Source organism: Nonomuraea sp. NPDC049028 (assembly GCF_043197735.1).
Taxonomy (GTDB): Bacteria; Actinomycetota; Actinomycetes; order Streptosporangiales; family Streptosporangiaceae; genus Nonomuraea.
In genome coordinates this window covers 307323-329282 of record NZ_JBICTR010000004.1, presented here as the reverse complement: position 1 = coordinate 329282, position 21960 = coordinate 307323, and the positions used below count along the sequence as shown (strand labels likewise).

Below are 21960 nucleotides of genomic sequence, written 5' to 3'. Positions count from 1 at the left end.
TTCCGTGATCGAACTGGCAAGCGATAACCAAGTTGGCCGTGAGATCACTTTCTGGATTCATCGGTTCGACGAGGCCGCCGGGCGGGCGGTGACAGGACGTGGAGACTTGCCGGTAGGCGGGTCGGTGAAGCGTCAAGCATCCTGTTCCACAGTTCGTGCTGCTTATGCGGCATGGACTGCTGCGTAAGCAGCACGGGAATCCTCGCCTCTCCAGGGCGAGGAGCACGTCAAAACCTGCTGTGGGCGACCGTCGTCGTGCTGATGATCGTCCGCCCCGGCTTGGCCACAGCCGCATGACCCTCCTGCGTACGTTGCGGCTCGCCGCGGCCGTGGAGCTGGTCTCGCTGGTGATCCTGCTGGGCAACCTGCTCACCACGCACACGCCGGCGGTCGCGACGCTGGTCGGCCCGCTCCACGGCACGGCCTACCTCGTGATCGTCGTGACCGCTCTGCTGGCCCCGGCCGCCCTCCCGTCGGGCGTCCGCTGGCGCGCCGTCATTCCGGGCGTCGGTGGACTGCTCGTTGTACGGCGGATGCGAAACCATTCCCCTGAGACCCGGTAAGGAGCCGTGCCTCGAAAGGCGCGAGGGTGACCGCGTCGGTCGGCTGGTCTCGCTCGTCGACGGTCGCGTGCGAGGACCAAAGCGTGCTCGTGGATCCAGGAAACGCGATTCTCTGGTCACGGTCGGAAAGATTCACCGCGATGAGAACCGCGTCTTCGCCGTCACCCCGGCGATAGACGAGATGGTCCGGGTGGGCGGACAACACGGTGATACTGCCTTCGCGCAGTACGGCCAGCTCTTTCCGGAGCGACAGGAGTTCTTTGACGAGGGAGAGGACCGAGCCGGGGTCGAATTCCTGGCTCTCGACGCTGAACTCTCCCGCCCACGAAGGTATGGGCAGCCAAGTCTCGACGTCATCGGGACCGAATCCGGCGTGCGCCGGCTTTTCTTGCCACGGCATGGGCATCCGCTGCGGGTCACGGCCGAGGCCGAGACCGGGCGCGCGTAGTTCGGCGCAGTCGCGGGCGTGCTCGCTGTCGACGGGGGAATCGGGGAGGCCGAGTTCGTCGCCGTAATAGAGCGTCGGCGTTCCCTTGAGGGTGAGCAGCAGGGTCAGTGCGCCGGGTACGCGTTTCCTTCCGATTCGACTGGCCAGACGAGAGCGGTCGTGATTGCTCAGCACCCAGTTGGGGTGTGAGCCGGCCGGGAGCGCGGCGTAATAGCGCTGAATGAGCTCTGCCAGGTCGACGCCGTTCCAGGGGGTGTCGATGAGGGAGAAGTTCATCGCGATGTCCAGTCCTCGCGACCCGAGCGCGGCGACGCGTTCGAGTTTGAGATGGAGCTCACCCATCAGCATCCGGTCGGCATAGTCCTCGGTGACCGCGTGCATCGCCGTGAGGAGGCCCGGGAGTTCGGGTTGGTCGGCGGTGTACTTCTGAATCTGCCGCACCGTCGTATGGGCCGCCGCGCCGCCGATCTCGAACGACTCGCCGCCGTCATCCATCGGATTGTCGCGAAGCAGCGCGTCCTTGATGAGCCGCCACACCGCGTCCACGCGGAACCCGTCGACCCCACGGTCGAGCCAGAACCTCATCACGTCGAACATCGCTTGTTTGACGTCCGGGTTGCGCCAGTTCAGGCTCGGTTGCTCCGGCAGATGCGCGTGGTAGTAGTACTGTCCGGTCGGCTCGTGGAAGGTCCAGGAGGAGCCGCCGAACGCGGAGGCCCAGTTGTTGGGCGGGCCGCCGTCCGGCTTCGGGTCGTGCCAGAGATACCAGTCCCGGTGCGCGCTGTCGCGACTCGACAGGGCGTCACGGAACCATGGATGCTCGCTGGAGGTGTGCTGGGGCACGTAGTCGAGTACGACACGCAGCCCTCGCTCGTGCGCCCCCCGAACGACCCGCTCGAAGGTCGCCAGATCGCCGAACACCGCCCCGACCTCCGTGTATCCGGACACATCGTAGCCGAAGTCCAGCAGCGGCGAAGCGTAGATCGGGCTCAGCCAGATCGCGGTCACGCCGAGTGCCGCGATGTAGTCGAGGCGCTGCTCCACGCCCCGCAGATCGCCGAACCCGTCGCCGTCGCCATCCTGGAACGACGGCACGTACACCTGGTAGAAGGCTCCTTCGCGCCACCACTGTCCTGGTTCCTGGGTGGTCATCCCTTCACCGCCCCCGCGGTGAGGCCGGAGACGATCTTCTTCTGGAAGACCAGCACCAGGAGGACGAGCGGGATGGAGATGATCACGGACGCGGCGCTGATCGTGCCGAGCGGCTGCTCGTACTCGCTCGCGCCCGTGAAGAACGCGATGGCGACCGGAACCGTACGCGCCTCGGGGCTGTAGGTCAGCGTGGCCGCGAGCAGGAACTCGTTCCAGGCGAAGATGAAGGCGAGGATTCCCACGGTGGCGATGCCGGGGGCGGCGAGCGGCAGGATGACCTTGTAGTACGCCTGGAAAGGGGAGGTGCCGTCGATGTAGGCCGCCTCTTCGAGCTCCACGGGGATCTCTTTGAAGAAGGACACGAGGGTGTAGATCGACAGCGGCAACGTGAACGTCAGATAGGGGATGATCAGCCCGACGAGCGTGTTGTAGAGCCCCAGATCGTTCCACAGGGAGAACATCGGCGCGGCGATCGCGATGCCTGGGAAAGTCGTCACTGAGAGCACGATGCTCAGGATGAGGAACTTGCCGCGCATCCTGAGCCGGGCAAGGGGATACGCGGCGAACGACGCGACGGCGAGCGCGAGGATGGTCGTCGTCGATGCCACGATGACGGAATTGACCAGGGCGCCCAGGAAATGGCTGTCGCCGAGGATCGCCAGGTAATTCCCGAGAGTGGGGTGCGGCGGGGTGAGACTCGCCGTGGAGAGATCGGGCCCTGACTTCAACGAGGTGTTGATGAGCCAATAGAGCGGCACGAGCGAGAAGACCATGACGACGATGACGGCACACCAGAACAGCGGGTTGTGCTCCGCGCCGCGCCGTCGTGGCCGCCGCCGGCCGGGGTTCGCCTTGGTCATCGCGAGCCTCCCTTGGCGACCGAACGGATGTTGCCGCCGGCGAAGCGGATATAGATGAAGGACACGAGCATGACGATGGCGAAGGTGAGGATCGACACCGCGGATCCTTCGCCGATCAGCTGGTTGCCGCGCAAGGTCTGATAGGCCAGGACGGACATCGTCTCCGTGCCGTACGCGCCACGCGTCAGCACGAACGGCAGGTCGAAAACGCGCAGCGCGTCGAGCGTCCGGAAAATCATCGCCAATGCGATCGCCGGCCAGAGCAGGGGCAGCGTGATGCTCAGGAAGTGCCGGAAAGCGCCGGCGCCGTCGATCTGCGAGGCCTCGCGCAGATCCGCGGGAATGACCTGGAGCCCGGCGAGCACGAGGAGCGCGACGAAGGGCGCCGTCTTCCAGACGTCCGCCAGGATCACCACCGCCATCGCGTATCCGCTCTGACCCAGCCAGACCACGCCGGAGTCGGTGGCACCGAGGGAGCTGAGCAAGGTGGACACGAGACCCAGGTCCGGGTCGAAGATGGTCCGCCAGGTAATGGCGCTCACGACGGTCAGAATCGCGTACGGCAGCAACACGATGCTGCGCAGCAGCGTCCTGAACCGAAACGCGACGTTCAGCATGAGCGCCATTCCGATGCCGATGGCCAGCTCAAGCGGAACCGAGATGAGGGTGAAAAGGAAGGTGTTGCCGACGGCTTTCCACCACACCGGCGAGGTGAGCTGCGCTATGTAGTTTCCGAGGCCGACGGACCGGGAGAGCCCGGGGGTGATGACGCTGTACTGGTGCAGCGAAAGCCAGATCGCGTAGAGGACGGGGTAGCCGGCGACGCCGGCCATGAGGATGAGGGCGGGCGCGACCATACGGCCTGCGAGGCGCCTCTCGTTCGATTCGGAGAGGTGCCTCGAGGATCGGGAGAACAGCATCGCTATCAGAACGTCTTCAGTGCGCTGGCGACCTTGTCTGCCATCTGGGAGGCTCCCTGCTGCGGAGCCAGCTCTCCGGAGAGCACCTTGCCCACAGTCTGGTAGATCGCCTGCGAGATCTGCGGGTAGACGGGCGACACCGGCCGGGACTTCGCGTTCGTCAGCGCCTTCAGCAGTACGTCCGAGAACGGCAGAGCCTTCTTGACGGGCTCGGAGGTGTAGGCCGCCGCGACGGCGGGAGCGAGCGAGTTCTTGACGGCGATCTGCTCCTGCCAGTTGTCGCTGGTCATGAAGTCGATCATCGCGAGAGCGCCCGCCTGGTTCTTGGAGAACGCGCTGACGGCGACGTTGCTGCCGCCGAGCACGCCGACGCCCTCGCCCGCCGTCTGCCATGCGGGCAGCGGCATCACGGCGAACTTGCCGGCGATCGCCGACTTCTGACCGGCGGCATAGGCGTAGGGGTAGTTACGCATCGTCGCCCCGGCGCCGCCTTCGAACGCGAGGCGGGTGGCGTCCTCGTCGTACGTCAGCACGGTCTTCGGCGCGGCGCCCTTGGTGATGCCGTTCTGCATGAACGTCAGCACCTCGACCGTCTTCGGCGAGTTGATGGCGACCTCGCCCTTGTCGTTCAGCACCTCGCCGCCCGCGCTGTACAGCTGCTCAAGGAAGCTGACGGTGAGCGACTCGCTCTGCGACGCCTGGTAGAGGAATCCCTTCTTGGGGTCCGCCTCACCGTAGGAGTAGAGCTCCTGCCAGGTCTTCGGAGGCTTGACCTGGTCGGTGCGGTAAAAGAGCAGGCCCGTATTCGAATAGAACGGGACGCCCCAGTATTTGTCCTTGTAGAGCAGGGTGCCGGCCGTGGAGGGGATGAGCTTGTCCAGCTTGGACTTGATGACGTTGCTCATGTCCGCGAGCCATCCCTGAGCGGCCAGCTGTGCCGTCCAAACGACATCCAGCCGGACGACATCGCACTGGGTGGACTTCGTCTGCATTCGCTGCGTGATCTGCTGAAGCTGGTCGTCGGCCGACGCTCCCAGCTCCACGTAATTGGCCGATGCCTCCGGGTGCTCCTTATTGAAGGCCGCCATCGTCGCCTTCCAGACGCCCGACGAGTCCGTTGGCCCGCAGACCGAGATATTTCCCTTCGCCGACTTGGCCTGCGCGGAATCGAGCGGCGCACTGGTGGTCTCCGACTTCTGGGAGTCGGAACACGCTGTGAGCGCTACGGCCAGCGCTGAGACCGCCCCGATCACCGAAACGGCACGGAACAGACGTCGTTCACCTGTCAACATCATTGTGCTTTCTCTGGTTGCTTGTGAGGTGTGTCGTCGGAGCGCCACAAATCAAGTCAGCGGGGATTTGCTGATATGTCGGAATCTCGCTAGTATTCCGATTAATCCCATTTGTAGGATGAATGGAGTAGAGCACATGATCGAACCTCATGTCAAGGCGACCAGGAGGAACCTGTCGGCCTCGATCGCCGACGATCTCCTGTTCAAGATCAAGAGCGGTCAGCTGCCACCGGGCTCGAAGGTGCCGAACGAGAAGGAGCTCATGGCGGCTTACGGGGTTGGCCGCAACACCGTCCGGGAGGCGGTTCAGTCGCTCGTGACCATGGGGTACCTCGATGTCCGCCCACGCGTCGGGGCGAGGGTGACCTCCGTACCGGTGGACGAGGCCGTCGAGTCCGCGGCCATCTCGGCATTACTGGCGGGGGAGGCCGTTGGGGACATCTATGAACTGCGGCGCGTTCTGGAGACGGCGATCGCCGAGCGTGCGGCGACCGAGGCGACGCCCGCCGACCTTGAAGCGATCGGCCTCGCCCTGCAGGACTACGAGCGCGCCCACCGGGACGGCCACGGTGCCTACCGCGCCGATGTCGCCTTTCACGCGGCGCTGGCGGTCGCCAGTCACAACGTGGCGTTCCGCAACGTGCTCGAAGGCGTGGGTGACCTGCTCCTGAACGCGCGTCAGCTTACTGATCGTCTTCCTGGCGCGATCTCACTGGCGCTGGAGGAGCACACGGAGATTCTGCGCGCGATCGAGCAACGCGACCCTGATCAGGCGCGGCATGCGATGAAGGTGCACATGGCGACTTCCGTAGAGGCTTGGAAGCGTGCGCAACGGCTCTTCGTCGAGAGCTGACAGGCGCATTTAGTGATGACGAAAAACTGAACGAGGAACGACTTTTGCCCGGCCAGAAACGCCTTCGAGTAGTTGTTGCCAATCCTCTGCACGAGGAGTCCTACCAGCGCATCATAGAGCGCGAACCCCGCGTGACGCTGCTCAATGATCTTTCCCTTCTTCCCCCCATACGGCACAGGGCGGATTTCTCCGGCGACCCCGAATTTCGGCGGACCCCCGAACAGCAGGCGGAATTCGAAGCCCTCCTCGATTCAGCCGACGCGCTGCTCGGGATCCCTGACGTCGATGCCGCGGCGCTGGGCCGTGCGGTGCGGTCGAACCCACGTCTTCGCTGGGTGCACGCGACGTCGGCCGGCGGCGGTCAGCAGGTCGGGAGGGCCGGGCTGAGCCCGTCACACCTCGAGAGAGTCACCTTCACCACCTCCGCCGGCGTGCATGGATCGCCGCTGTCGGAGTTCGTGGTGCTGGGTATTCTCAGTGGTGCCAAGGACCTTCCCCGGCTGCTGCAATTGAAAAGCCAGCGTCGCTGGAGCGAGCGGTGGATGTCGCGGCAGATCTCCCGGCAAAAGGTGCTGATTCTTGGCTTCGGCGGAATCGGCCGGGCCGTTGCTCGATCTCTCTCGGCGCTGGGCATGAGCGTTACGGCCACCTCGCGGCGCGCCGATGCCGAGCACCCCGATGTCGACAGATTTGTGAACGTCGATGAATTGACTGATGTCATCGGAGACATGGATGCGATCGTGTGCGCGCTGCCGGGCACCGATCTGACAAAAGGACTCGTCGGCGAACGACTACTGGCCCGAGTCAAACCCGGTGCCACATTTGTGAATGTGGGCCGAGGCACCGTGGTCGACGAATCGGCGCTCATCGCGGCGCTGGAGGACGGGCGGATCGGTTTCGCCGCCCTCGATGTGTTCGAGGTCGAGCCGCTGCCCGCCGAGAGCTCGCTCTGGACCATGCCGAACGTCCTGATCAGCCCGCATACCGCGGCCCTCGCCGTGGACGAGGAGGCGGCCGTCGTCGAGCTGTTCGCCGACAATGCCACGCGGCTGCTCGACGGGCATCCGCTCGTGAACGTCGTCGACACGGTCGAGTTCTACTGACCTGCCGGGTTCCTGGAAGAAGTCGGTCACCCGGCCGCGCCGGGGCCGGGCAGCAGGTCGACGTCACCCGCGTGCATCGGCTCGCCGCAGTGGGCGCAGCGCAGGTCGACGCTGCTGATCTCACCGCACGCGTGATGGCGGTAGAGCACCGGCGGGCCGGCCTCACCCGCGAGCCACCTGTCCCCCCAGCCGGCCATGACCATGAGCAGGTCGACGAGCTCGCTGCCCTTCGCCGTCAGGTGATACTCATAGCGCGGTCGCATGTCGTAGGCGTGGCGCTCCAGCACGCCCTGGTCGACGAGGTGGTTGAGCCGCTCGGTCAGCACCTTGCGGGAGATCCCGAGGTCGGCCTGGATCTGGTCGAACCTGCTCACCCCGGCCCACACGTCACGCAGGATCAACGGCGACCACGGCTCCCCGATCACGTCGAGGGTGCGTGCGATGGAGCAGGCCATCTCCCTGAAGTTCGTGCGTTGCATGAGTGGAGTCTAGCAATTGGGGTTCCCTTAGGGAACTTCGAGTGTTACGGTCATGGAGTCTCTTCAAGGAACCCAAAGGCCGCCGCTAGGAGATGGTCACCATGCTCAAGCCCGACGTACGCCACGTGCTCGACGGCACCTCGCTCGCCCACCTCGCCACCGTCCTCCCTGACGGTGCCCCTCACTCCGTTCCGGTCTGGGTCGGCACGTACGGCGAGCAAGTCGCGATCATGACAGGCCCGGACTCCCAGAAGGCCCGCAACCTGCGGCGCGATCCCCGGGTCGCGCTCTCCCTGACGCCGCCCGACAACCCGTTCCAGCCGGTCATCGTCCGCGGCAGGGTCGTCGAGTGGATCGAGGGCGACGCCGCCTGGGAGATCGTCGACCGGATCTCGACGAAGTACATCGGCGGCCCCTACACGCGCGATGTGGAGCGAGTCGTCGCGCTCATCGAACCCGATCGGCAGACCATGGGCTGAGGCGCTCTGTCGCGCGGAGAAGTCGCTTGGGGCAGAGGAGCATCGATCTTCGCTTACTGTGCATCTCGGGGAAATCGCTGAGGCAGAATGTCCGAGCCAGGGCATATGGATGCGCGGCGTGCCGGGGGGATCACGGAGGATGACGTCGGGAATGGGCACTCAGGCTCAGGAGCAGCTCGGCCCTTATCGGATGATCGAGAAGATCGGTGAGGGCGGCATGGGGGTCGTCCACCTCGGTCTCGACGGCGCGGGCCGCAAAGTCGCGATCAAGGTGCTGCACCAGCACGTGGCCGCCGACCTCAAGGCCCGTGACCGGCTGGTCCGCGAGGTGGAGACCATGCGGCGGGTGCGCAGCCCGTACGTCGCCGAGGTGATCGACGCCGAGCTGACGGGCGGCCGGCCATATGTGGTGACCCGTTTCGCCGCGGGCCGCACGCTGGAGGACACCGTGCTGTCCCAGGGTCCGATGGAGGCGCGCGAGGTCATCAGGCTCGCCCAGGGGCTGTGCCAGGCGCTGGTGGACGTGCACGCGGCCGGTGTGATCCATCGGGACCTCAAACCGTCCAACGTCATGCTGGTCGGCGGCGAGCCGCTGGTCATCGACTTCGGCATCGCGCATCTGGTGAACGCGACCCGGCTCACGCTGACGGGCATGTTCGTGGGGACGCCGGGCTATCTGGCGCCGGAGATCATCCGCGACTCGCAGATCACCCAGGCGGCCGATGTGCACGCGCTCGCCTCGACGGTGTTCTTCGCCGCCACAGGGCTGCCGCCGTTCGGGACGGGGGCGTTCGAGACGGTCTGCTTCAACACCATGGAAGGGCGGGTGCAGCTCGACAAGGCACCGGTGTGGCTGCGGGACTGGCTCGGCCGGGCGCTGCAGGTCGATCCGGCGGCCCGGCCCAGCGCGCGGGAGCTGCTGCGGATGGCCAGGGCGCTCGATCCGGCGGGCCGCCCGGCTCAGGCCGAATGGCACCGAGATCGTCCGCCGGCGGCCCGCCTGGGTGAGGCCAAGGGGCGCGGAGACAGCACGCTCACCATGGACGCCGTCTCCGACCTGCTCCCGCCGGTCGACTACGCCGCGAGGCGCCAGGAGCAGCCGCCGTACGTACCCGCCCCGGCGCCGACCGTCCACACCGATCAGCCGGAGGAGCGCCGCCCGGCCCCGGCTCCCAAGGAGCCCTTCGACCTCCAGCGGTTCTTGGCCGGTAGCGGGTTCGTCGGGGTGCTCGCGGTCGTGACGCTGATGGCGTTGACCGTCGTCATGCCGGTCGCCATGGGGCTGCTGGCGGCGGCGCTCACGCTTGCGCTGCGCGTGGCCGAATACTTCTTGGGCGAGAACGAGCGGACGTTTTCCAGGGAGGCGCTCGTGGCGGGGGGTCACATGCTCCTGTCGCTGGCGTTCGGCATCGCCGCCGCGACTTTCCTGCACATGGCCGGCCGGTTGAGCGTGGGACACGCGGAGTCCTTGGCCGCCGGCGCGTTCACGCTGGGGCTGTTCGTGCTGCCCGGCTCGGGGACGGTGCGGTGGGCCGCCTCGGACATCCTCGCCCGCTTCCTGCCCGGCCGCAGTGCGACCGTGGTGTCGGTGGCCGTGATGGGGCCGATCGCGCTGACCTCGGTGATCGTGGCCCTGGTCCAGGCGTTGTAGCCCGGCCCGGCCGGCGTTCGGCGCGGCGCACGCGCGCCGAACGTGACCGCTGTCGGCGCGAACGGCACCCGCGGTGGCTTCCCTCAGGCGGGCTGGTCGGCCGCCGCGCGCGCCGCCATCCGCCGTTCGAACCACAGGGAGCAGAACGGCGGGACCGCGCACGCCAGGCCCAGCACCACCGCGCCCCGGCTCCAGCCCGCCTCGCGCGCCGAGAGCAGGACTCCGATCACGTACAGCACGAACAGCGCTCCGTGGATCGGCCCGAACACCTTCACACCGAGTTCGCCGGTCGCGGTCACGTACTTGAAGAACATCCCGACCAGCAGCCCTGCCCACGAGCATGCCTCGGCCACCGCCACGACCCGGAACCAACCCAGCATTTTCCACCCTTTCGCCCGAATATCGCGGATACTCTACAGGCTGTAGAGGATGGCGGGAGTGGGGTGCCCCTGTGCGCGCTCTCGACCGGCGCGTTCCGGCGGGCCGTCGCGTGTGGTGCGGGTCGGGCGCGGATGGCGCCGTGTGTGGTGCGGGCCGTGGTCGGGGAGCGTGCGGCCGTCGGGGGGTCGTTCTGGGGTGCATGATCGTCTGGCACACTGAGTCCATGAGTGGACGAGGTCGCCCGCCGGACCCGGACCTCGAAGCGCGGGTCCATGCCGCGGCGCTCGACCTGTACGGCGAGGTGGGCTGGGCGGGGTTCAGCCTGGACGTGGTGGCGCGGCGGGCGCGAGTGGGGAAGGCGGCCCTCTACAGCAGGTGGGGCAGCAAGGAGAAGCTGATCGTCGACGCGTTGACGGCCATGCACCCCGACCCTGGCCCGAATGCCCCGAAGCGGTCGGGGCTGCTGCGGGAGGACCTGGTCGTCATGGCGGTGAACATCCTCAACGGCTACTTCGATCGACGGGGCCTGGTCATCCTGCGGGCGCAGATCGAGGCCAAGGTCTATCCGGAGCTGTTCGGTCATGCGCTGGAGCGGCTCCAGCGAGAGCGCATCAAGGAGGGCCGCGCCATCGTGGTGAGCGGCATCGACCGGGGCGAACTTCCGGCGGGGACGTCCCCGGCTCGGGTGCTGGACGCGGTCGCGGGCATTCTGACCAACCACGTTCTGTCGACACCGGCCAGCCAGATGCCCGCGCTGATCAAGCGCAAGGAGAAGTTCGCCGAGGAGACCGTCGACTTCGTGCTGTCGGCCGTCGGCTACCGGTCAGCAGTCCAAGACGTCTGACCGGCCATCCCAGAGCGTCTGACCGTCCTGGGGTGTCTGGCCTGTTCGTGATTGGTCACTTGTTGAGCGGCTATTTACAGACCAAGTTCGTCTGTATTAGCGTGCGGATCAGCGCGCCAACGGCTTGATCGGCTCACGGATACGGCCCTGACGCGGCCTCCCGGAAGGAGCACACACATGGCCCCCAGCCCGTGACTCTCACGAACGCGAGCAGCCCCGGCCGGATCGTCGCGGTGCTGGCCTTCGGCGGCATGGTCGTCTCCATGATGCTCACCCTCTCGATGCCCGCCTACCTGACGGAACCGATCCCCACTGAACAGTCCTAACGACCGCTGCGCACACAGGAAGGGCATTCCATGGGAGCTCTCGACGGCAGGATCGCCATCATCACCGGCGCGGGCCGCGGCATCGGCGCCTCCATCGGCCGGATGTTCGCCGCCCAGGGCGCGAAGCTCGTGCTCAACGACCTCGGCGCCGGCCCGGACGGCACGGGCGGCGACGCCGGTCCCGTACAGGACATCGCCAAGGAGATCAACGACCTCGGCGGCCAGGCCGTCGCCGACGCCGGCGACATCGCCGAGACCGCGACCGGCCGGCGCCTGGTCGACCTGGCCGTGGAGAACTACGGCGGGCTCGACATCGTCGTCAACGTCGCCGGCATCCTCCGCGACAAGATGATCTTCAATCTGCCCGAGGAGGACTGGGACGCGGTCATCCGGGTACACCTGCGCGGCCACTACAGCACGATCAAGCCCGCGGCCGCGTACTGGCGCGGGCAGCGCAACCCGGACGGCCACTACCGCGTCATCAACTTCACCTCGGACTCGGCGCTCCAGGGCTCCCCGGGCCAGCCCAACTACGCCGCCGCGAAGATGGGCATCATCGGCCTGACCGCCTCACTCGCCAACGGCCTGGCCCGGTACGGCGTGACCGCGAACGCCATCGCCCCCGGCGCCGCCACCCGCCTGACCGCCACCGTCCCGGACGACAAGAAGCTCGGCGACGATTCCGGCCTCGCGGAGGTCATGTCGCCGGACAACATCGGGCCGATCGTCACCTACCTCGCCTCCACCGAGTCGGACTGGCTTTCGGGGCGTACGCTCGGCGCCGCCGGCTACGAGGTCAGGTTGTGGAACACCCCCGAGGTCATCGAGACCATCGCCTCGGACGGCCCGTGGGACCTCCAGGACCTCGCGGCCAAGGTCGCGACGTCGTTCCGCCCCAAGGCCGACGGCCTTCCGCCATCGCTCTTCATGGCACAAATCCCCAAGTGAGCCGAGCATCACCTTAGGCCCCTTCATGCCGACAGGAGAGGGAAGCGCTATGTCCCCTGATACTCAATCGAGTACCACCCCATCGCCCACGGCACCCATCGGCTTCTACGAGATCGCCGCCGCCGACCCCGGCCGGGTGGCCATCATCGATCCGGACGGATCGGCTCTCACCTCCGGCGAACTGCTGGCGCGGGTCAACCGCGTCTCGCGCGCCCTGCGGTCGCACGGCCTCACGGCGGGTGACGCCGTGGCGGTGGCGGTGCACAACGGTCACGAGTATCTGGAGCTGTCGCTGGCCCTGGGGCAGGTCGGGATGTTCCTGGTCCCGGTGAACTGGCGGCTGGCCCCGGCCGAGATGCGGTACATCATCCACGACTCCGGGGCCAAGGTCGTGGTCATGGACGCCGAGCAGGCGGCGACGCTGCCGCCGGAGTCGCTGCCGGAGCACCGGTTCGTGGTCGGCGGCGCGGTGGACGGCTGGCGGCCCTACCCGGAGCTGGGTGCGGGCGAGCCGTCCGACGCGCCGCCGCAGCGCCGGCTCGGGTCCGTCATGGGCTATACCTCGGGCACCACGGGCAGCCCCAAGGGCGTACGGTTCGCGCTGCCGGACATCCTGCCGGAGGCGGCGATCACGTCGTACGCGGCCTTTGTCTCCCGCTACGAGGTCACCGTGGCCGAGGGGGCGCACCTGGTGTGCTCGCCGATCTACCACGCCGCGCCCGGCGGCCACGCCTCCGGCTTCCTGCACCTCGGCCACACGGTGGTGCTCCAGGACAGGTTCGATGCCGAGGGTGTGCTGCGGGCCGTGGAGCAGTATCGGGTGACCAGCGTGCACATGGTTCCCACGCACTTCCACCGCCTGCTGCGCCTGCCGGAGGAGGTGCGGTCCGCGTACGACCTGTCCAGCCTGGAGGCGGTCATCCACGCGGGGGCGCCGTGCCCGGTGCCGATCAAGCAGCAGATGATGGAGTGGCTGGGCCCGCGGGTGTGGGAGTACCTGGGATCCACCGAGGGCAGCGTCTCCCTGGTGAGCCCCCGGGAGTGGCTGCGCAAGCCCGGCACCGTGGGACGGCCGGTGCCGAACACAGACGTGAAGATCCTCGACGAGGACGGCAAGGAGGTGCCTGTCGGGGAGGCGGGCACGATCTACTTCGGCACGCCGGGGCGGCGGCCGGCCTTCGAGTACAACAACGACTCGGACAAGACCGCGGCCGCGCGGCGGGGCGACCTGGCCACCGCCGGCGACTACGGCTACTTCGATGAGGACGGTTACCTGTTCCTGCTGGACCGGCGGACGGACCTGATCATCTCCGGCGGCGTGAACATCTATCCGGCCGAGATCGAGCAGGCCCTGATCACGCATCCCGCCGTCGCCGACGTCGCGGTCATCGGCGTGCCGGATCCGGACTGGGGTCAGAGCGTGCTCGCGGTCGTTCAACCGGCCGCCGGCGCGGTGCCCGGTGACGAGCTGGCCGCCGAACTCCGCGCGCACTGCGCCGAGCTCCTGGCCTCGTTCAAGATCCCGCGCCGGTACGAGTTCCGCGCCGACTTCCCGCGGACCGAGACGGGCAAGCTGCAACGCCGCAAGCTGCGCGATGCCTACATCAACAACCCAGCAACGTAAGGAGTACAGGTGAAGGTAGGTGTGCACGTCGGCGGCCCGCCGTCGTCAGAGGTAGCGCGGTTCGCCGGATGGGCCGAGGAGACCGGCTTCGACGTCGTCACCACCACCGAGGTCGATCACGATCCCTTTCTGCCACTGGCGCTGGCCGCCCAGGCGACCAGCCGGGTACGGCTCGCGACGGGCATCGCGGTCGCCTTCGCGCGCACGCCGATGGCAATGGCGTACGTCACCAACGATCTTCAGGCGCTCTCCGGCGGGCGCTTCCTCCTCGGCCTCGGCACCCAGACCAAGCCCCACATCACCCGCCGCTTCAGCATGGAGTGGGGCAAACCGGTGACCCGGATGCGGGAGTACATCACCGCCCTGCGCGCGATCTGGAACGACTGGAACAAGGGCGAGGAGGTGCGGCACATGGGGGAGTACTACCGGCACACGCTCATGACGGCGACCTTCCGCCCGGCGCCGCACGGTCACGACAACCCGCCGATCCACCTGGCCGCGGTCGGCCCGGCCATGACGCGGCTGGCCGGTGAGGTGGCGGACGGGCTGATACCGCACGGCTTCAGCACCGAACGGTATTTCCGCGAGGTCACCCTGCCGGCTCTGGAGGAGGGCCTGGAGCTGGGCGGCCGTGACCGGTCAGAGGTGAGCGTCCACTGTCCCGGCTTCGCGCACGTGTACGCACCGGAAGGCTCCGTCGACGAGCAGCGGCGGATGCTGGTCGACCAGGTGCACCTTCATCCACCGGCGGGCACACCGGAGGCGGAGATCCGCGCGGCCGTGGCCACGCTCCACGACTCCGACCTGCCCGCAGAAGAGCCGGCCCTGCCCGCAGGTGAGCGATAGGTCGCCTCAGCGGGTCTCGAGGTGGGCTTGGATGGCGTCCATGACGGCCCGTGGCGAGGCCGAGCGGCTGAAGGTGGCCACCACCACCTGCTCGCCCTTCTCCTGGGGCTGCTCCAGGTGGCGGAATGTGGCGATGACGTAGCCGAGAGCGTGGTCCAGGAGCCCGAAGGGATCGTAGGCGCCGCCTGCCCGCAGCCAGCCGCGCAGGACCTGGTTGTGCGCCGCCACGACGGAGGCGGCCATGAGCTCGGCCCGCAGTCCGGCGTCGGGCGAGTCGCCGAGCCATTCGCCGACGAACTCCCGGAACAGCCGCTGGTAGCGGGCCACGCTGGCGATCTCCCGGTCGCGCAGCGCGGGCACCTCCCGGACCAGGCGGTAGCGGCGCAGCGACACCTCGGCGTCGTCGACGTAGTGGGCGAGCACCAGGCGTACGGCGTCGGTGATGGCCACGATCGCGGTGTCGGCGGCGGAGGCGCGCAGGCGGGTGTCGATCTTGGCCAGCAGCGCGTCGTGGTCGGGGAAGATCGCGTCTTCCTTGGAGTGGTAATGGCGGAAGAACGTGCTGCGGCTCACGCCCGCCCGGGCGGCGATGTCGTCCACGGTCGTGGCGTCGTAGCCGTTCTCGTCGAACAGGGCGACGGCGGCTTCGGCCAGGCGGTGGCTGATGCTCGGGTTCGGCACAGGGGCCATTCTTCCGGATTCAGGGGTGTCCAAAACGTACGAAACTCAGTACCGTACTTATGAAACTCAGTCCCATGGACGGTGATGGATGAGACCACCTGACACCGCGAGCAGCCTCGCCCGCCTGAAGGAGCGGCTCGACGAGGCCGTCCACGTCGCCGAGGCGCGGGCGGCGACCAAGCAGCACGCCAAGGGCAGGCTGACCGCCCGCGAGCGGATCGAGCGGCTGCTGGACGACGGCTCGTTCGTCGAACTGGACGCCCTCATGAAGGGTTCGCTCGGTTACGGCGACGGCGTGGTGACCGGGTACGGGACGGTGGACGGCCGCCAGGTGTGCGTGTTCTCGCAGGACTTCACGGTCGCGGGCGGCAGTCTGGGTGAGGTGTACGGGCAGAAGATCTGCAAGGTCATGGACCTGGCGATGCGCAACGGGTGCCCGATCGTCGGCATCAACGAGGGCGCCGGGGCGCGCATCCAGGAGGGTGTGGTCTCGCTCGGGCTGTACGGCGAGATCTTCCGCCGCAACATCCGCGCCTCCGGCGTGATCCCGCAGATCTCCCTCATCATGGGCGCCTGCGCGGGCGGTCACGTGTACTCGCCGGCGCTCACCGACTTCACGGTCATGGTGGACGAGTCCTCGCACATGTTCGTCACGGGCCCCGACGTGATCAAGACCGTGACCGGCGAGGACGTCACGTTCGAGGAGCTCGGCGGCGGGCGGGTGCACAACAGCCGCAGCGGCGTCGCGCACTATCTGGCGCACGACGAGGACGACGCGCTGGACTACGTCCGGGCGTTGCTGTCGTACCTGCCGGACAACAACCTCGACGAGCCGCCGCACCCGGTGTTCGAGGCGGACCTGGAGCCTTCCGCCGACGACCTGGCGCTGGACGTGCTGGTTCCGGACTCGCCGAACCAGCCGTACGACATGCACGAGGTGATCGGCGCGCTGCTGGACGACGGCGAGTTCCTGGAGGTGCAGAGGCTGTTCGCGCCCAACATCGTGGTCGGCTTCGGCCGGATCGAGGGGCGGCCGGTCGGTGTGGTGGCCAACCAGCCGATGCGGCTGGCCGGGACGCTCGACATCGACGCCTCCGAGAAGGCCGCCCGGTTCGTACGCACCTGCGATGCCTTCAGCGTCCCGGTGCTCACGCTGGTGGACGTGCCCGGCTTCCTGCCCGGCACCGACCAAGAGTGGAACGGCATCATCCGGCGCGGCGCCAAACTCCTGTACGCCTACGGCGAGGCCACCGTCCCGCTCGTCACCGTCATCACCCGCAAGGCCTACGGCGGCGCGTACGACGTGATGGGCTCCAAACACCTGGGCGCCGACGTCAACCTGGCCTGGTCCACCGCCCAGATCGCGGTCATGGGCGCCCAGGGCGCGGTCAACATCCTGCACCGCAAACGCCTGGCCGCCGCCGACGACCCCGACGCGCTGCGCGCCGAGCTGGTCCACGAGTACGAGGACACCCTCGCGACTCCATACCTGGCGGCCGAACGCGGCTACGTGGACGCCGTCATCCGGCCGAGCGAGACCCGCCGCGAGGTCACCAGGGCGCTGCGGCTGCTGCGCGGCAAGCGCGACGCCCTGCCGCCCAAGAAGCACGGGAACATACCGCTGTGAGCAACATCGAGGACGTCGAGCGGGCAGCCGGGATCGAGGACGTCGAGCGGGCGCCCGAAGTCGAGTTGCGCGTGGTGAAGGGTGCTCCGACGCCGGAGGAGCTCGCCGCCCTGGTCGTGGCCCTGCGCCTGGTGCGGCCGGCGGCCGACGCTCCGCGACCCGCCGTCACCCGCCCACGGCGCGTGCTGCGCCGTCCCCTCGTGCCAGGCCAGCGCGGCTGGCGGGAGTCGAGCTGGAACCTGGGAGGACACCTGTGAGCCTGCGCAAAGTGCTGATCGCCAACCGCGGCGAGATCGCCGTCCGCATCGTCCGCGCCTGCCGGGACGCCGGCATCGGCTGCGTGGCCGTCTACGCCGATCCCGACCGCGACGCGCTGCACGCCCGCATGGCCGACGAGGCGTACGCGCTGGACGGCGCCACGCCGGGGGAGACGTACCTGTCGATCGACAAGATCATCGAGGTGGCGGCGCGGTCGGGCGCCGATGCCGTACATCCCGGTTATGGCTTTCTGGCGGAGAACGCCGCCTTCGCCCAGGCGGTCATCGACGCCGGGCTGGTCTGGATCGGCCCGCCCCCGGTGGCGATCACCGCCCTCGGCGACAAGGTGGAGGCCCGGCACATCGCCCAGAAGGTAGGGGCGCCGCTGGTGGCCGGAACGGCCGACCCGGTGTCCGGGGCGGACGAGGTGCTGGCGTTCGCGCGGGAGCATGGCCTGCCGATCGCCATCAAGGCGGCGTTCGGCGGTGGCGGGCGCGGCCTCAAGGTCGCCCGCACCCTGGAGGAGATCCCCGACCTGTACGACAGTGCGGTCCGCGAGGCGGTGGCGGCCTTCGGGCGGGGTGAGTGCTTCGTCGAGCGCTACCTCGACCGGCCCCGCCACGTCGAGACCCAGTGCCTGGCCGACGCCCACGGCGGCGTGGTCGTGGTCAGCACCCGCGACTGCTCGCTCCAGCGCCGCCACCAGAAACTGGTCGAAGAGGCGCCCGCGCCGTTCCTCACCGCGGAGCAGGAGGCCCTGCTGCGCGACAGCTCCAAGGCCATCCTGCGCGAGGCCGGCTACGTCGGCGCCGGGACCTGCGAGTTCCTCGTCGGCCAGGACGGCACGATCTCCTTCCTGGAGGTCAACACCCGCCTGCAGGTCGAGCACCCGGTCAGCGAGGAGGTCACCGGCATCGACCTCGTACGCGAGATGTTCCGCGTCGCCGACGGCGAGCCGCTGGGCTACGACGACCCGCCGGCTCGCGGCCACTCGATCGAGTTCCGGATCAACGCCGAGGACCCCGGCCGCGGCTTCCTGCCCGCCCCCGGCACGATCACCCGCTGGCACGCCCCCTCAGGCCCCGGCGTCCGTCTCGACGGCGGCTACGAGCAGGGCGAGACCGTGCCCGGCTCCTTCGACTCCCTGGTCGCCAAGCTGATCGTCACCGGCGCCACCCGCGAGCAGGCGCTCCAGCGCGCCCGCCGGGCGTTGGCCGAGTTCGAGGTCGACGGCATGCCCACCGCGCTGCCCTTCCACCGGGCGGTCGTGGACGATCCGGCGTTCACCGCCGAGCCGTTCACCGTCCACACCCGCTGGATCGAGACCGAGTTCGACAACCACCTCACCCCCTACGCCGGACCGGCCGCCACGGCGGAACCGGTGGAGCGGGACCGGATCACCGTCGAGGTGGCGGGCAAGCGCCTGGAAGTCGTCCTGCCCGCCGGGCTCGGCGGTTCGCGGAGCGCCGGCCCGCCCAGGGGCGCCGCCCCCCGGCGCCGAGGCGCGAGCGCCGTACGGTCCGCGCCCAGCGGAGACGCCCTGGTCAGCCCGATGCAGGGCACCATCGTCAAGCTGGTGGCCGCCGACGGCGACACCGTGCGCGAGGGCGACACCATCGTGGTCCTGGAGGCCATGAAGATGGAGCAGCCGCTCACCGCCCACAAGGACGGCACCGTGGTGGGGATGTCCGCCCAGGTGGGCGCCACGGTCGCGGCAGGCGCGGTGATCTGCGAGATCAAGGACCCGTCGTGACCCCGTCGACCCGGCAGCTGATCGCCGAGGCGTCCGCGCCACTACCGCTCCCCGCCTGAAAGCTTCACGCGTGACCTTGGGATTTCGACTCGCCTGCCCTTGTTGAGTTGACTTCCCGGTCAAGGTGCCTCTTCCTCGGTGACGACGAGAGGAAGGGGAACGCGACATGTTCGTACGCAAGCATGCAGGCGCCGCCTTGCTGGCGGCCACGGCGATGGTGTGCGGAGCCGTACCGCAGGCGGCGGCCGACACCGACACCTTCGATTCCCTGGCCAAGCCCACCGTGGCGGCGGACGGCTCCGGCACCTACCGGACCGTGCAGGCCGCCATCGACGCCGTGCCCGCGGGCAACGCCGGCCGGGTGACGATCACCATCGCGGCCGGGTCGTATCGCGAGATCGTCCGGGTCCCCTCGAACAAGCCGTACATCACGCTCCAAGGACTCGGTTCTTCGGCGGCCCAGACTGTGATCGTTAACAATCACTATGCGGGCCAGTACGGGACATTCAACAGCGCCACCGCGTTCGTCGACGGCCACGACTTCATCGCCACCAACCTGACGATCTCCAACGACTTCGACGAGAACCCGAACGTCACCGGCCACCAGGCGGTCGCGCTCAACCTGAACGCCGACCGCGCGGTCCTGCGCAACGTACGCCTGCTCGGCGACCAGGACACCTTCCTGGTCAACAACGCGGCCCGCGCCTACGTCGCCGGTTCCTACGTCGAGGGCACCGTCGACTTCGTCTTCGGCGGCGGCACCATCGTCTTCGACAACTGCGACGTCTACGAGAAACGCAGCACCGGCGGCCCGATCACGGCCGCGAGCACCGACGCGGCCAAGACCTACGGCTTCCTGTTCTACAAGTCGCGGATCTCCGGAGGGTCCTCGGCCGGGACCACCACGCTGGGCCGTCCCTGGCGGCCCAATGCCCAGGTGCTCTACCGGGAGTCCACGCTCAGCTCGGTGATCAAAACCGCCCAGCCGTGGACCGACATGTCCGGCAACTCATGGAAGAACGCCCGCTTCTTCGAGTACCGGAACACCGGCTCGGGCGCCGGCTCGAACGCCAACCGGCCGCAGTACAGCGACGCCCAGGCCGCGAACTACACGCCCCAGAAGTACCTGGCCGGCTCCGACGGCTGGAACCCCATCTCCTGAAGGACGATCATGAACTTCCGTGCAACACTCACCATGCTGACCGTCCTGGCCGCGCTCGGGGTGGCCGCCGCGCCCGCTCAAGCGACCTCCCCTGCCGCCGACGGAGGGGCCTTCGACCCAGTGAGCGCCGCCCGTACCTGGCCGAGCACCGCCGACGGTTTCGCCGCCACCAGCGGAAACGGGCTGAGCACCACCACCGGCTCGGCCTTCAACCCCGGGTCCTTCTACTCCTACACCCTCGACCCGGCCGCCGATGTCCCGTCCCTGCTCAGGACCTACGCGGGACCCCAGGCGAACATCGGCACCTGACGCTCGCGTCGCGGGCCGCGCGCGTCCATCACCTGTGACGCGGGCGGCCCGTCAGCGCGCATGGGTCAGCCGGACGTATCCGTACGGGTTGAAGAACAGATCGTCCTCGTCGTAACGGTCGCAGGTGCCGGTGCGCAGCAGCCGGCGGGGCGCGTCCTCGGCCATCCGGAACCCGGCGCCGTCCTCGATCTCCGCCGCGCGCGGATCGGTCAGCAGGTAGATCGCCAGCGTGTCCAGGTGCGCGACCAGCTCAGGCAGCTCGTCCTTCGCCGGCGGCACCGCACCGACCTCGATCTCCACCTCGGGCGCGCCGAGCAGGTGCATGCCGCAGCTGTAGAGCACCTGGCCGTCGTAGATCGGCCGCTTCACCCAGGCGGCGACGAGCGCGCCGGCCAGGCCTTCATCCGTGACGTCGGCCAGGCCCTCGTCCGTGATGTCGGCCAGGCCCTCGGGCGTGGCGATGGCCGCTCGATCGGCCAGGCTCTCCTCCCGGATGTCGGCCGCTTGGTCCGCCAGTGCGAGCCACCGGTCCCGGCCGTGCGTGATCCCGCTGCTCTCGTTCTTCACCGCCGTGGCGCCGGACCGCAGGAGCGCGGCCGTCACCGCCAGCAGCCGCCGGGACGTGTCGAACGCCAGCTCCCGCATCATCGGCATGGACAGCAGATAGCCGACCGTGTCGTGCGACTCGACCGCGGCCCAGTCCGCCTCGTCGAACGAGGCCGCCGCCATGCTGGCCTCGAACGCCTCCGGCATCCGGGGGTCGGGTTCGGCCTCGGAGTACTCACGGTCGAGGACAAACCCGCCGAAGCCGGACGCGATCCGTTCCATCTCGGAAAGGGCCAGCCCGGAGCCGAGTACGCACAGCACATGCCTGGGGAACGCTTCACTCATCTCGGTACATTAGCGATCAGACCTACTCGCCAGCCCGGTGAACGGCGATCTCGGTCAGCGTCGGGGTATACACCTCCGTCGGCACCTTCCCGATGAGCGCCACCCGGAGCCGGGAGGCCGTGACGCTGCCGAAACCGGTCACGGCCAGGTCGTATCCGATGCCGTTGGCCCGGCTCGCGAACGTCACCCAGGCACCGGTCCCGGCGTCCCATCGCCGCACTTCGAAGGTCTGGACGCGCGGGTTGGTGCCTGAGTCGGTGTACTCGTCGAGGTCCACCTCGTCGAAGGTGGTGGCCGCGGCCGAAGTCGATGTCGAGCGTGATCGGGTAGGTCGCGTCGTCGGCCGCCGCCCAGCGGGTCGCCGGATGCCGGCTCCTCCGCCGGCACCACCACGCCGGAGGTCACCTGGAAGGGAATCTCCAAGTACGTCGCCGAACGCTCCGTCATCGGCGGCACCACGTTCGCCACCTCCTTCAACACCGGCCACGGCCTGTCCACCTGGACCAAGGG

The 21960-nt window shown here is 68.4% G+C and carries 24 protein-coding genes; 15 read left to right on the top strand and 9 right to left on the bottom strand.

Annotated elements, in window-relative coordinates:
• The first annotated feature begins 293 nt into the window (after nucleotides 1-293).
• The gene (locus ACGFJ2_RS17135; RefSeq protein WP_393469092.1) at nucleotides 294-563 is read left to right on the top strand and encodes a hypothetical protein; all 270 of its coding nucleotides are present in this window, start codon (nucleotides 294-296) and stop codon (nucleotides 561-563) included.
• On the opposite strand, the gene ACGFJ2_RS17130 is transcribed toward ACGFJ2_RS17135, so the two are convergent.
• The 4 genes from ACGFJ2_RS17130 to ACGFJ2_RS17115 all read right to left on the bottom strand — a co-directional run bounded on the left by ACGFJ2_RS17130 (nucleotide 496) and on the right by ACGFJ2_RS17115 (nucleotide 5031).
• Nucleotides 496-2163, bottom strand: coding sequence for an alpha-amylase family glycosyl hydrolase (locus ACGFJ2_RS17130; RefSeq protein WP_393469090.1), 1668 nt, complete (start codon nucleotides 2161-2163; stop codon nucleotides 496-498). The genes ACGFJ2_RS17135 and ACGFJ2_RS17130 overlap by 68 nt on opposite strands.
• Nucleotides 2160-3023, bottom strand: a complete 864-nt coding sequence (locus ACGFJ2_RS17125; protein ID WP_393469087.1) for a carbohydrate ABC transporter permease — start codon at nucleotides 3021-3023, stop codon at nucleotides 2160-2162. The genes ACGFJ2_RS17130 and ACGFJ2_RS17125 overlap by 4 nt, the downstream gene beginning before the upstream one ends.
• Nucleotides 3020-3856, bottom strand: coding sequence for a carbohydrate ABC transporter permease (locus ACGFJ2_RS17120; RefSeq protein WP_393469084.1), 837 nt, complete (start codon nucleotides 3854-3856; stop codon nucleotides 3020-3022). The genes ACGFJ2_RS17125 and ACGFJ2_RS17120 overlap by 4 nt, the downstream gene beginning before the upstream one ends.
• 92 nt (nucleotides 3857-3948) lie before the next feature.
• Nucleotides 3949-5031, bottom strand: coding sequence for an ABC transporter substrate-binding protein (locus ACGFJ2_RS17115; protein ID WP_393469081.1), 1083 nt, complete (start codon nucleotides 5029-5031; stop codon nucleotides 3949-3951).
• Between ACGFJ2_RS17115 and ACGFJ2_RS17110 the strand changes: the two genes are divergently transcribed.
• Nucleotides 5018-6088 (top strand): FadR/GntR family transcriptional regulator, encoded by a 1071-nt coding sequence (locus tag ACGFJ2_RS17110; RefSeq protein ID WP_393469078.1) that lies wholly within the window; start codon nucleotides 5018-5020, stop codon nucleotides 6086-6088. The genes ACGFJ2_RS17115 and ACGFJ2_RS17110 overlap by 14 nt on opposite strands.
• Nucleotides 6052-7191: a D-2-hydroxyacid dehydrogenase gene (locus tag ACGFJ2_RS17105; protein WP_393469076.1), complete on the top strand. Its 1140-nt coding sequence runs from the start codon at nucleotides 6052-6054 to the stop codon at nucleotides 7189-7191. Before ACGFJ2_RS17110 ends, ACGFJ2_RS17105 begins: the two co-directional genes overlap by 37 nt.
• A gap of 26 nt (nucleotides 7192-7217) precedes the next feature.
• Here ACGFJ2_RS17105 and ACGFJ2_RS17100 read toward each other — a convergent pair whose 3' ends face one another.
• Entirely contained in the window at nucleotides 7218-7670 is a 453-nt protein-coding gene (locus tag ACGFJ2_RS17100) for a helix-turn-helix domain-containing protein (RefSeq protein ID WP_357952405.1), read from the bottom strand.
• Between the two features lie 101 nt (nucleotides 7671-7771).
• Here ACGFJ2_RS17100 and ACGFJ2_RS17095 point away from each other — a divergent pair, with 101 nt between their 5' ends.
• Both ACGFJ2_RS17095 and ACGFJ2_RS17090 read left to right on the top strand, forming a co-directional pair.
• Nucleotides 7772-8149, top strand: coding sequence for a PPOX class F420-dependent oxidoreductase (locus ACGFJ2_RS17095; RefSeq protein ID WP_393469073.1), 378 nt, complete (start codon nucleotides 7772-7774; stop codon nucleotides 8147-8149).
• Nucleotides 8150-8300: 151 nt separating this feature from the next.
• Nucleotides 8301-9800 carry a serine/threonine-protein kinase gene (locus tag ACGFJ2_RS17090; RefSeq protein WP_393469070.1) on the top strand — a complete coding sequence of 500 codons (1500 nt, stop codon included), beginning with the start codon at nucleotides 8301-8303 and terminating at the stop codon, nucleotides 9798-9800.
• Nucleotides 9801-9883: 83 nt separating this feature from the next.
• On the opposite strand, the gene ACGFJ2_RS17085 is transcribed toward ACGFJ2_RS17090, so the two are convergent.
• Nucleotides 9884-10180: a DUF3817 domain-containing protein gene (locus tag ACGFJ2_RS17085; protein ID WP_393469067.1), complete on the bottom strand. Its 297-nt coding sequence runs from the start codon at nucleotides 10178-10180 to the stop codon at nucleotides 9884-9886.
• Between the two features lie 224 nt (nucleotides 10181-10404).
• Here ACGFJ2_RS17085 and ACGFJ2_RS17080 point away from each other — a divergent pair, with 224 nt between their 5' ends.
• From ACGFJ2_RS17080 to ACGFJ2_RS17060, 5 genes are all read left to right on the top strand, one after another.
• Nucleotides 10405-11025: a TetR/AcrR family transcriptional regulator gene (locus tag ACGFJ2_RS17080; protein ID WP_357952410.1), complete on the top strand. Its 621-nt coding sequence runs from the start codon at nucleotides 10405-10407 to the stop codon at nucleotides 11023-11025.
• 191 nt (nucleotides 11026-11216) lie between these two features.
• Nucleotides 11217-11351 carry a hypothetical protein gene (locus ACGFJ2_RS17075; protein WP_357952411.1) on the top strand — a complete coding sequence of 45 codons (135 nt, stop codon included), beginning with the start codon at nucleotides 11217-11219 and terminating at the stop codon, nucleotides 11349-11351.
• 30 nt (nucleotides 11352-11381) lie between these two features.
• Nucleotides 11382-12299 carry an SDR family NAD(P)-dependent oxidoreductase gene (locus ACGFJ2_RS17070; RefSeq protein WP_393469062.1) on the top strand — a complete coding sequence of 306 codons (918 nt, stop codon included), beginning with the start codon at nucleotides 11382-11384 and terminating at the stop codon, nucleotides 12297-12299.
• Between the two features lie 49 nt (nucleotides 12300-12348).
• Nucleotides 12349-13923 carry an AMP-binding protein gene (locus tag ACGFJ2_RS17065; protein WP_393469059.1) on the top strand — a complete coding sequence of 525 codons (1575 nt, stop codon included), beginning with the start codon at nucleotides 12349-12351 and terminating at the stop codon, nucleotides 13921-13923.
• Between the two features lie 9 nt (nucleotides 13924-13932).
• Nucleotides 13933-14769 carry a TIGR03617 family F420-dependent LLM class oxidoreductase gene (locus tag ACGFJ2_RS17060; protein WP_393469056.1) on the top strand — a complete coding sequence of 279 codons (837 nt, stop codon included), beginning with the start codon at nucleotides 13933-13935 and terminating at the stop codon, nucleotides 14767-14769.
• Between the two features lie 6 nt (nucleotides 14770-14775).
• On the opposite strand, the gene ACGFJ2_RS17055 is transcribed toward ACGFJ2_RS17060, so the two are convergent.
• Nucleotides 14776-15450 (bottom strand): TetR family transcriptional regulator, encoded by a 675-nt coding sequence (locus ACGFJ2_RS17055; protein WP_358173446.1) that lies wholly within the window; start codon nucleotides 15448-15450, stop codon nucleotides 14776-14778.
• A gap of 88 nt (nucleotides 15451-15538) precedes the next feature.
• On the opposite strand from ACGFJ2_RS17055, the gene ACGFJ2_RS17050 reads away from it, so the two are divergent.
• From ACGFJ2_RS17050 to ACGFJ2_RS17030, 5 genes are all read left to right on the top strand, one after another.
• Nucleotides 15539-17077: an acyl-CoA carboxylase subunit beta gene (locus ACGFJ2_RS17050; RefSeq protein WP_393469053.1), complete on the top strand. Its 1539-nt coding sequence runs from the start codon at nucleotides 15539-15541 to the stop codon at nucleotides 17075-17077.
• Entirely contained in the window at nucleotides 17074-17334 is a 261-nt protein-coding gene (locus ACGFJ2_RS17045) for an acyl-CoA carboxylase subunit epsilon (protein WP_393469050.1), read from the top strand. The genes ACGFJ2_RS17050 and ACGFJ2_RS17045 overlap by 4 nt, the downstream gene beginning before the upstream one ends.
• A 2-nt stretch (nucleotides 17335-17336) precedes the next feature.
• Complete coding sequence (locus ACGFJ2_RS17040) at nucleotides 17337-19088, top strand: acetyl/propionyl/methylcrotonyl-CoA carboxylase subunit alpha (RefSeq protein ID WP_393470016.1); 1752 nt, start codon at nucleotides 17337-17339, stop codon at nucleotides 19086-19088.
• A gap of 166 nt (nucleotides 19089-19254) precedes the next feature.
• Complete coding sequence (locus ACGFJ2_RS17035) at nucleotides 19255-20250, top strand: pectinesterase family protein (RefSeq protein WP_357952419.1); 996 nt, start codon at nucleotides 19255-19257, stop codon at nucleotides 20248-20250.
• Between the two features lie 9 nt (nucleotides 20251-20259).
• Nucleotides 20260-20559 (top strand): hypothetical protein, encoded by a 300-nt coding sequence (locus ACGFJ2_RS17030; protein ID WP_357952420.1) that lies wholly within the window; start codon nucleotides 20260-20262, stop codon nucleotides 20557-20559.
• Between the two features lie 51 nt (nucleotides 20560-20610).
• Here ACGFJ2_RS17030 and ACGFJ2_RS17025 read toward each other — a convergent pair whose 3' ends face one another.
• Nucleotides 20611-21450 carry a hypothetical protein gene (locus ACGFJ2_RS17025; RefSeq protein ID WP_393469047.1) on the bottom strand — a complete coding sequence of 280 codons (840 nt, stop codon included), beginning with the start codon at nucleotides 21448-21450 and terminating at the stop codon, nucleotides 20611-20613.
• A gap of 22 nt (nucleotides 21451-21472) precedes the next feature.
• The gene (locus tag ACGFJ2_RS17020; protein ID WP_357952422.1) at nucleotides 21473-21727 is read right to left on the bottom strand and encodes a hypothetical protein; all 255 of its coding nucleotides are present in this window, start codon (nucleotides 21725-21727) and stop codon (nucleotides 21473-21475) included.
• Nucleotides 21728-21960: the final 233 nt, after the last annotated feature.

Coding starts and splice junctions, on each gene's coding strand:
- ACGFJ2_RS17135 (WP_393469092.1), top strand. CDS start 294: ATGACCCTCCTGCGTACGTTGCGGCTCGCCGCGGCCGTGGAGCTGGTC.
- ACGFJ2_RS17130 (WP_393469090.1), bottom strand. CDS start 2,163: ATGACCACCCAGGAACCAGGACAGTGGTGGCGCGAAGGAGCCTTCTAC.
- ACGFJ2_RS17125 (WP_393469087.1), bottom strand. CDS start 3,023: ATGACCAAGGCGAACCCCGGCCGGCGGCGGCCACGACGGCGCGGCGCG.
- ACGFJ2_RS17120 (WP_393469084.1), bottom strand. CDS start 3,856: ATGGCCGGCGTCGCCGGCTACCCCGTCCTCTACGCGATCTGGCTTTCG.
- ACGFJ2_RS17115 (WP_393469081.1), bottom strand. CDS start 5,031: ATGGCGGCCTTCAATAAGGAGCACCCGGAGGCATCGGCCAATTACGTG.
- ACGFJ2_RS17100 (WP_357952405.1), bottom strand. CDS start 7,670: ATGCAACGCACGAACTTCAGGGAGATGGCCTGCTCCATCGCACGCACC.
- ACGFJ2_RS17095 (WP_393469073.1), top strand. CDS start 7,772: ATGCTCAAGCCCGACGTACGCCACGTGCTCGACGGCACCTCGCTCGCC.
- ACGFJ2_RS17090 (WP_393469070.1), top strand. CDS start 8,301: ATGGGCACTCAGGCTCAGGAGCAGCTCGGCCCTTATCGGATGATCGAG.
- ACGFJ2_RS17085 (WP_393469067.1), bottom strand. CDS start 10,180: ATGCTGGGTTGGTTCCGGGTCGTGGCGGTGGCCGAGGCATGCTCGTGG.
- ACGFJ2_RS17080 (WP_357952410.1), top strand. CDS start 10,405: ATGAGTGGACGAGGTCGCCCGCCGGACCCGGACCTCGAAGCGCGGGTC.
- ACGFJ2_RS17070 (WP_393469062.1), top strand. CDS start 11,382: ATGGGAGCTCTCGACGGCAGGATCGCCATCATCACCGGCGCGGGCCGC.
- ACGFJ2_RS17065 (WP_393469059.1), top strand. CDS start 12,349: ATGTCCCCTGATACTCAATCGAGTACCACCCCATCGCCCACGGCACCC.
- ACGFJ2_RS17050 (WP_393469053.1), top strand. CDS start 15,539: ATGAGACCACCTGACACCGCGAGCAGCCTCGCCCGCCTGAAGGAGCGG.
- ACGFJ2_RS17035 (WP_357952419.1), top strand. CDS start 19,255: ATGTTCGTACGCAAGCATGCAGGCGCCGCCTTGCTGGCGGCCACGGCG.
- ACGFJ2_RS17030 (WP_357952420.1), top strand. CDS start 20,260: ATGAACTTCCGTGCAACACTCACCATGCTGACCGTCCTGGCCGCGCTC.
- ACGFJ2_RS17025 (WP_393469047.1), bottom strand. CDS start 21,450: ATGAGTGAAGCGTTCCCCAGGCATGTGCTGTGCGTACTCGGCTCCGGG.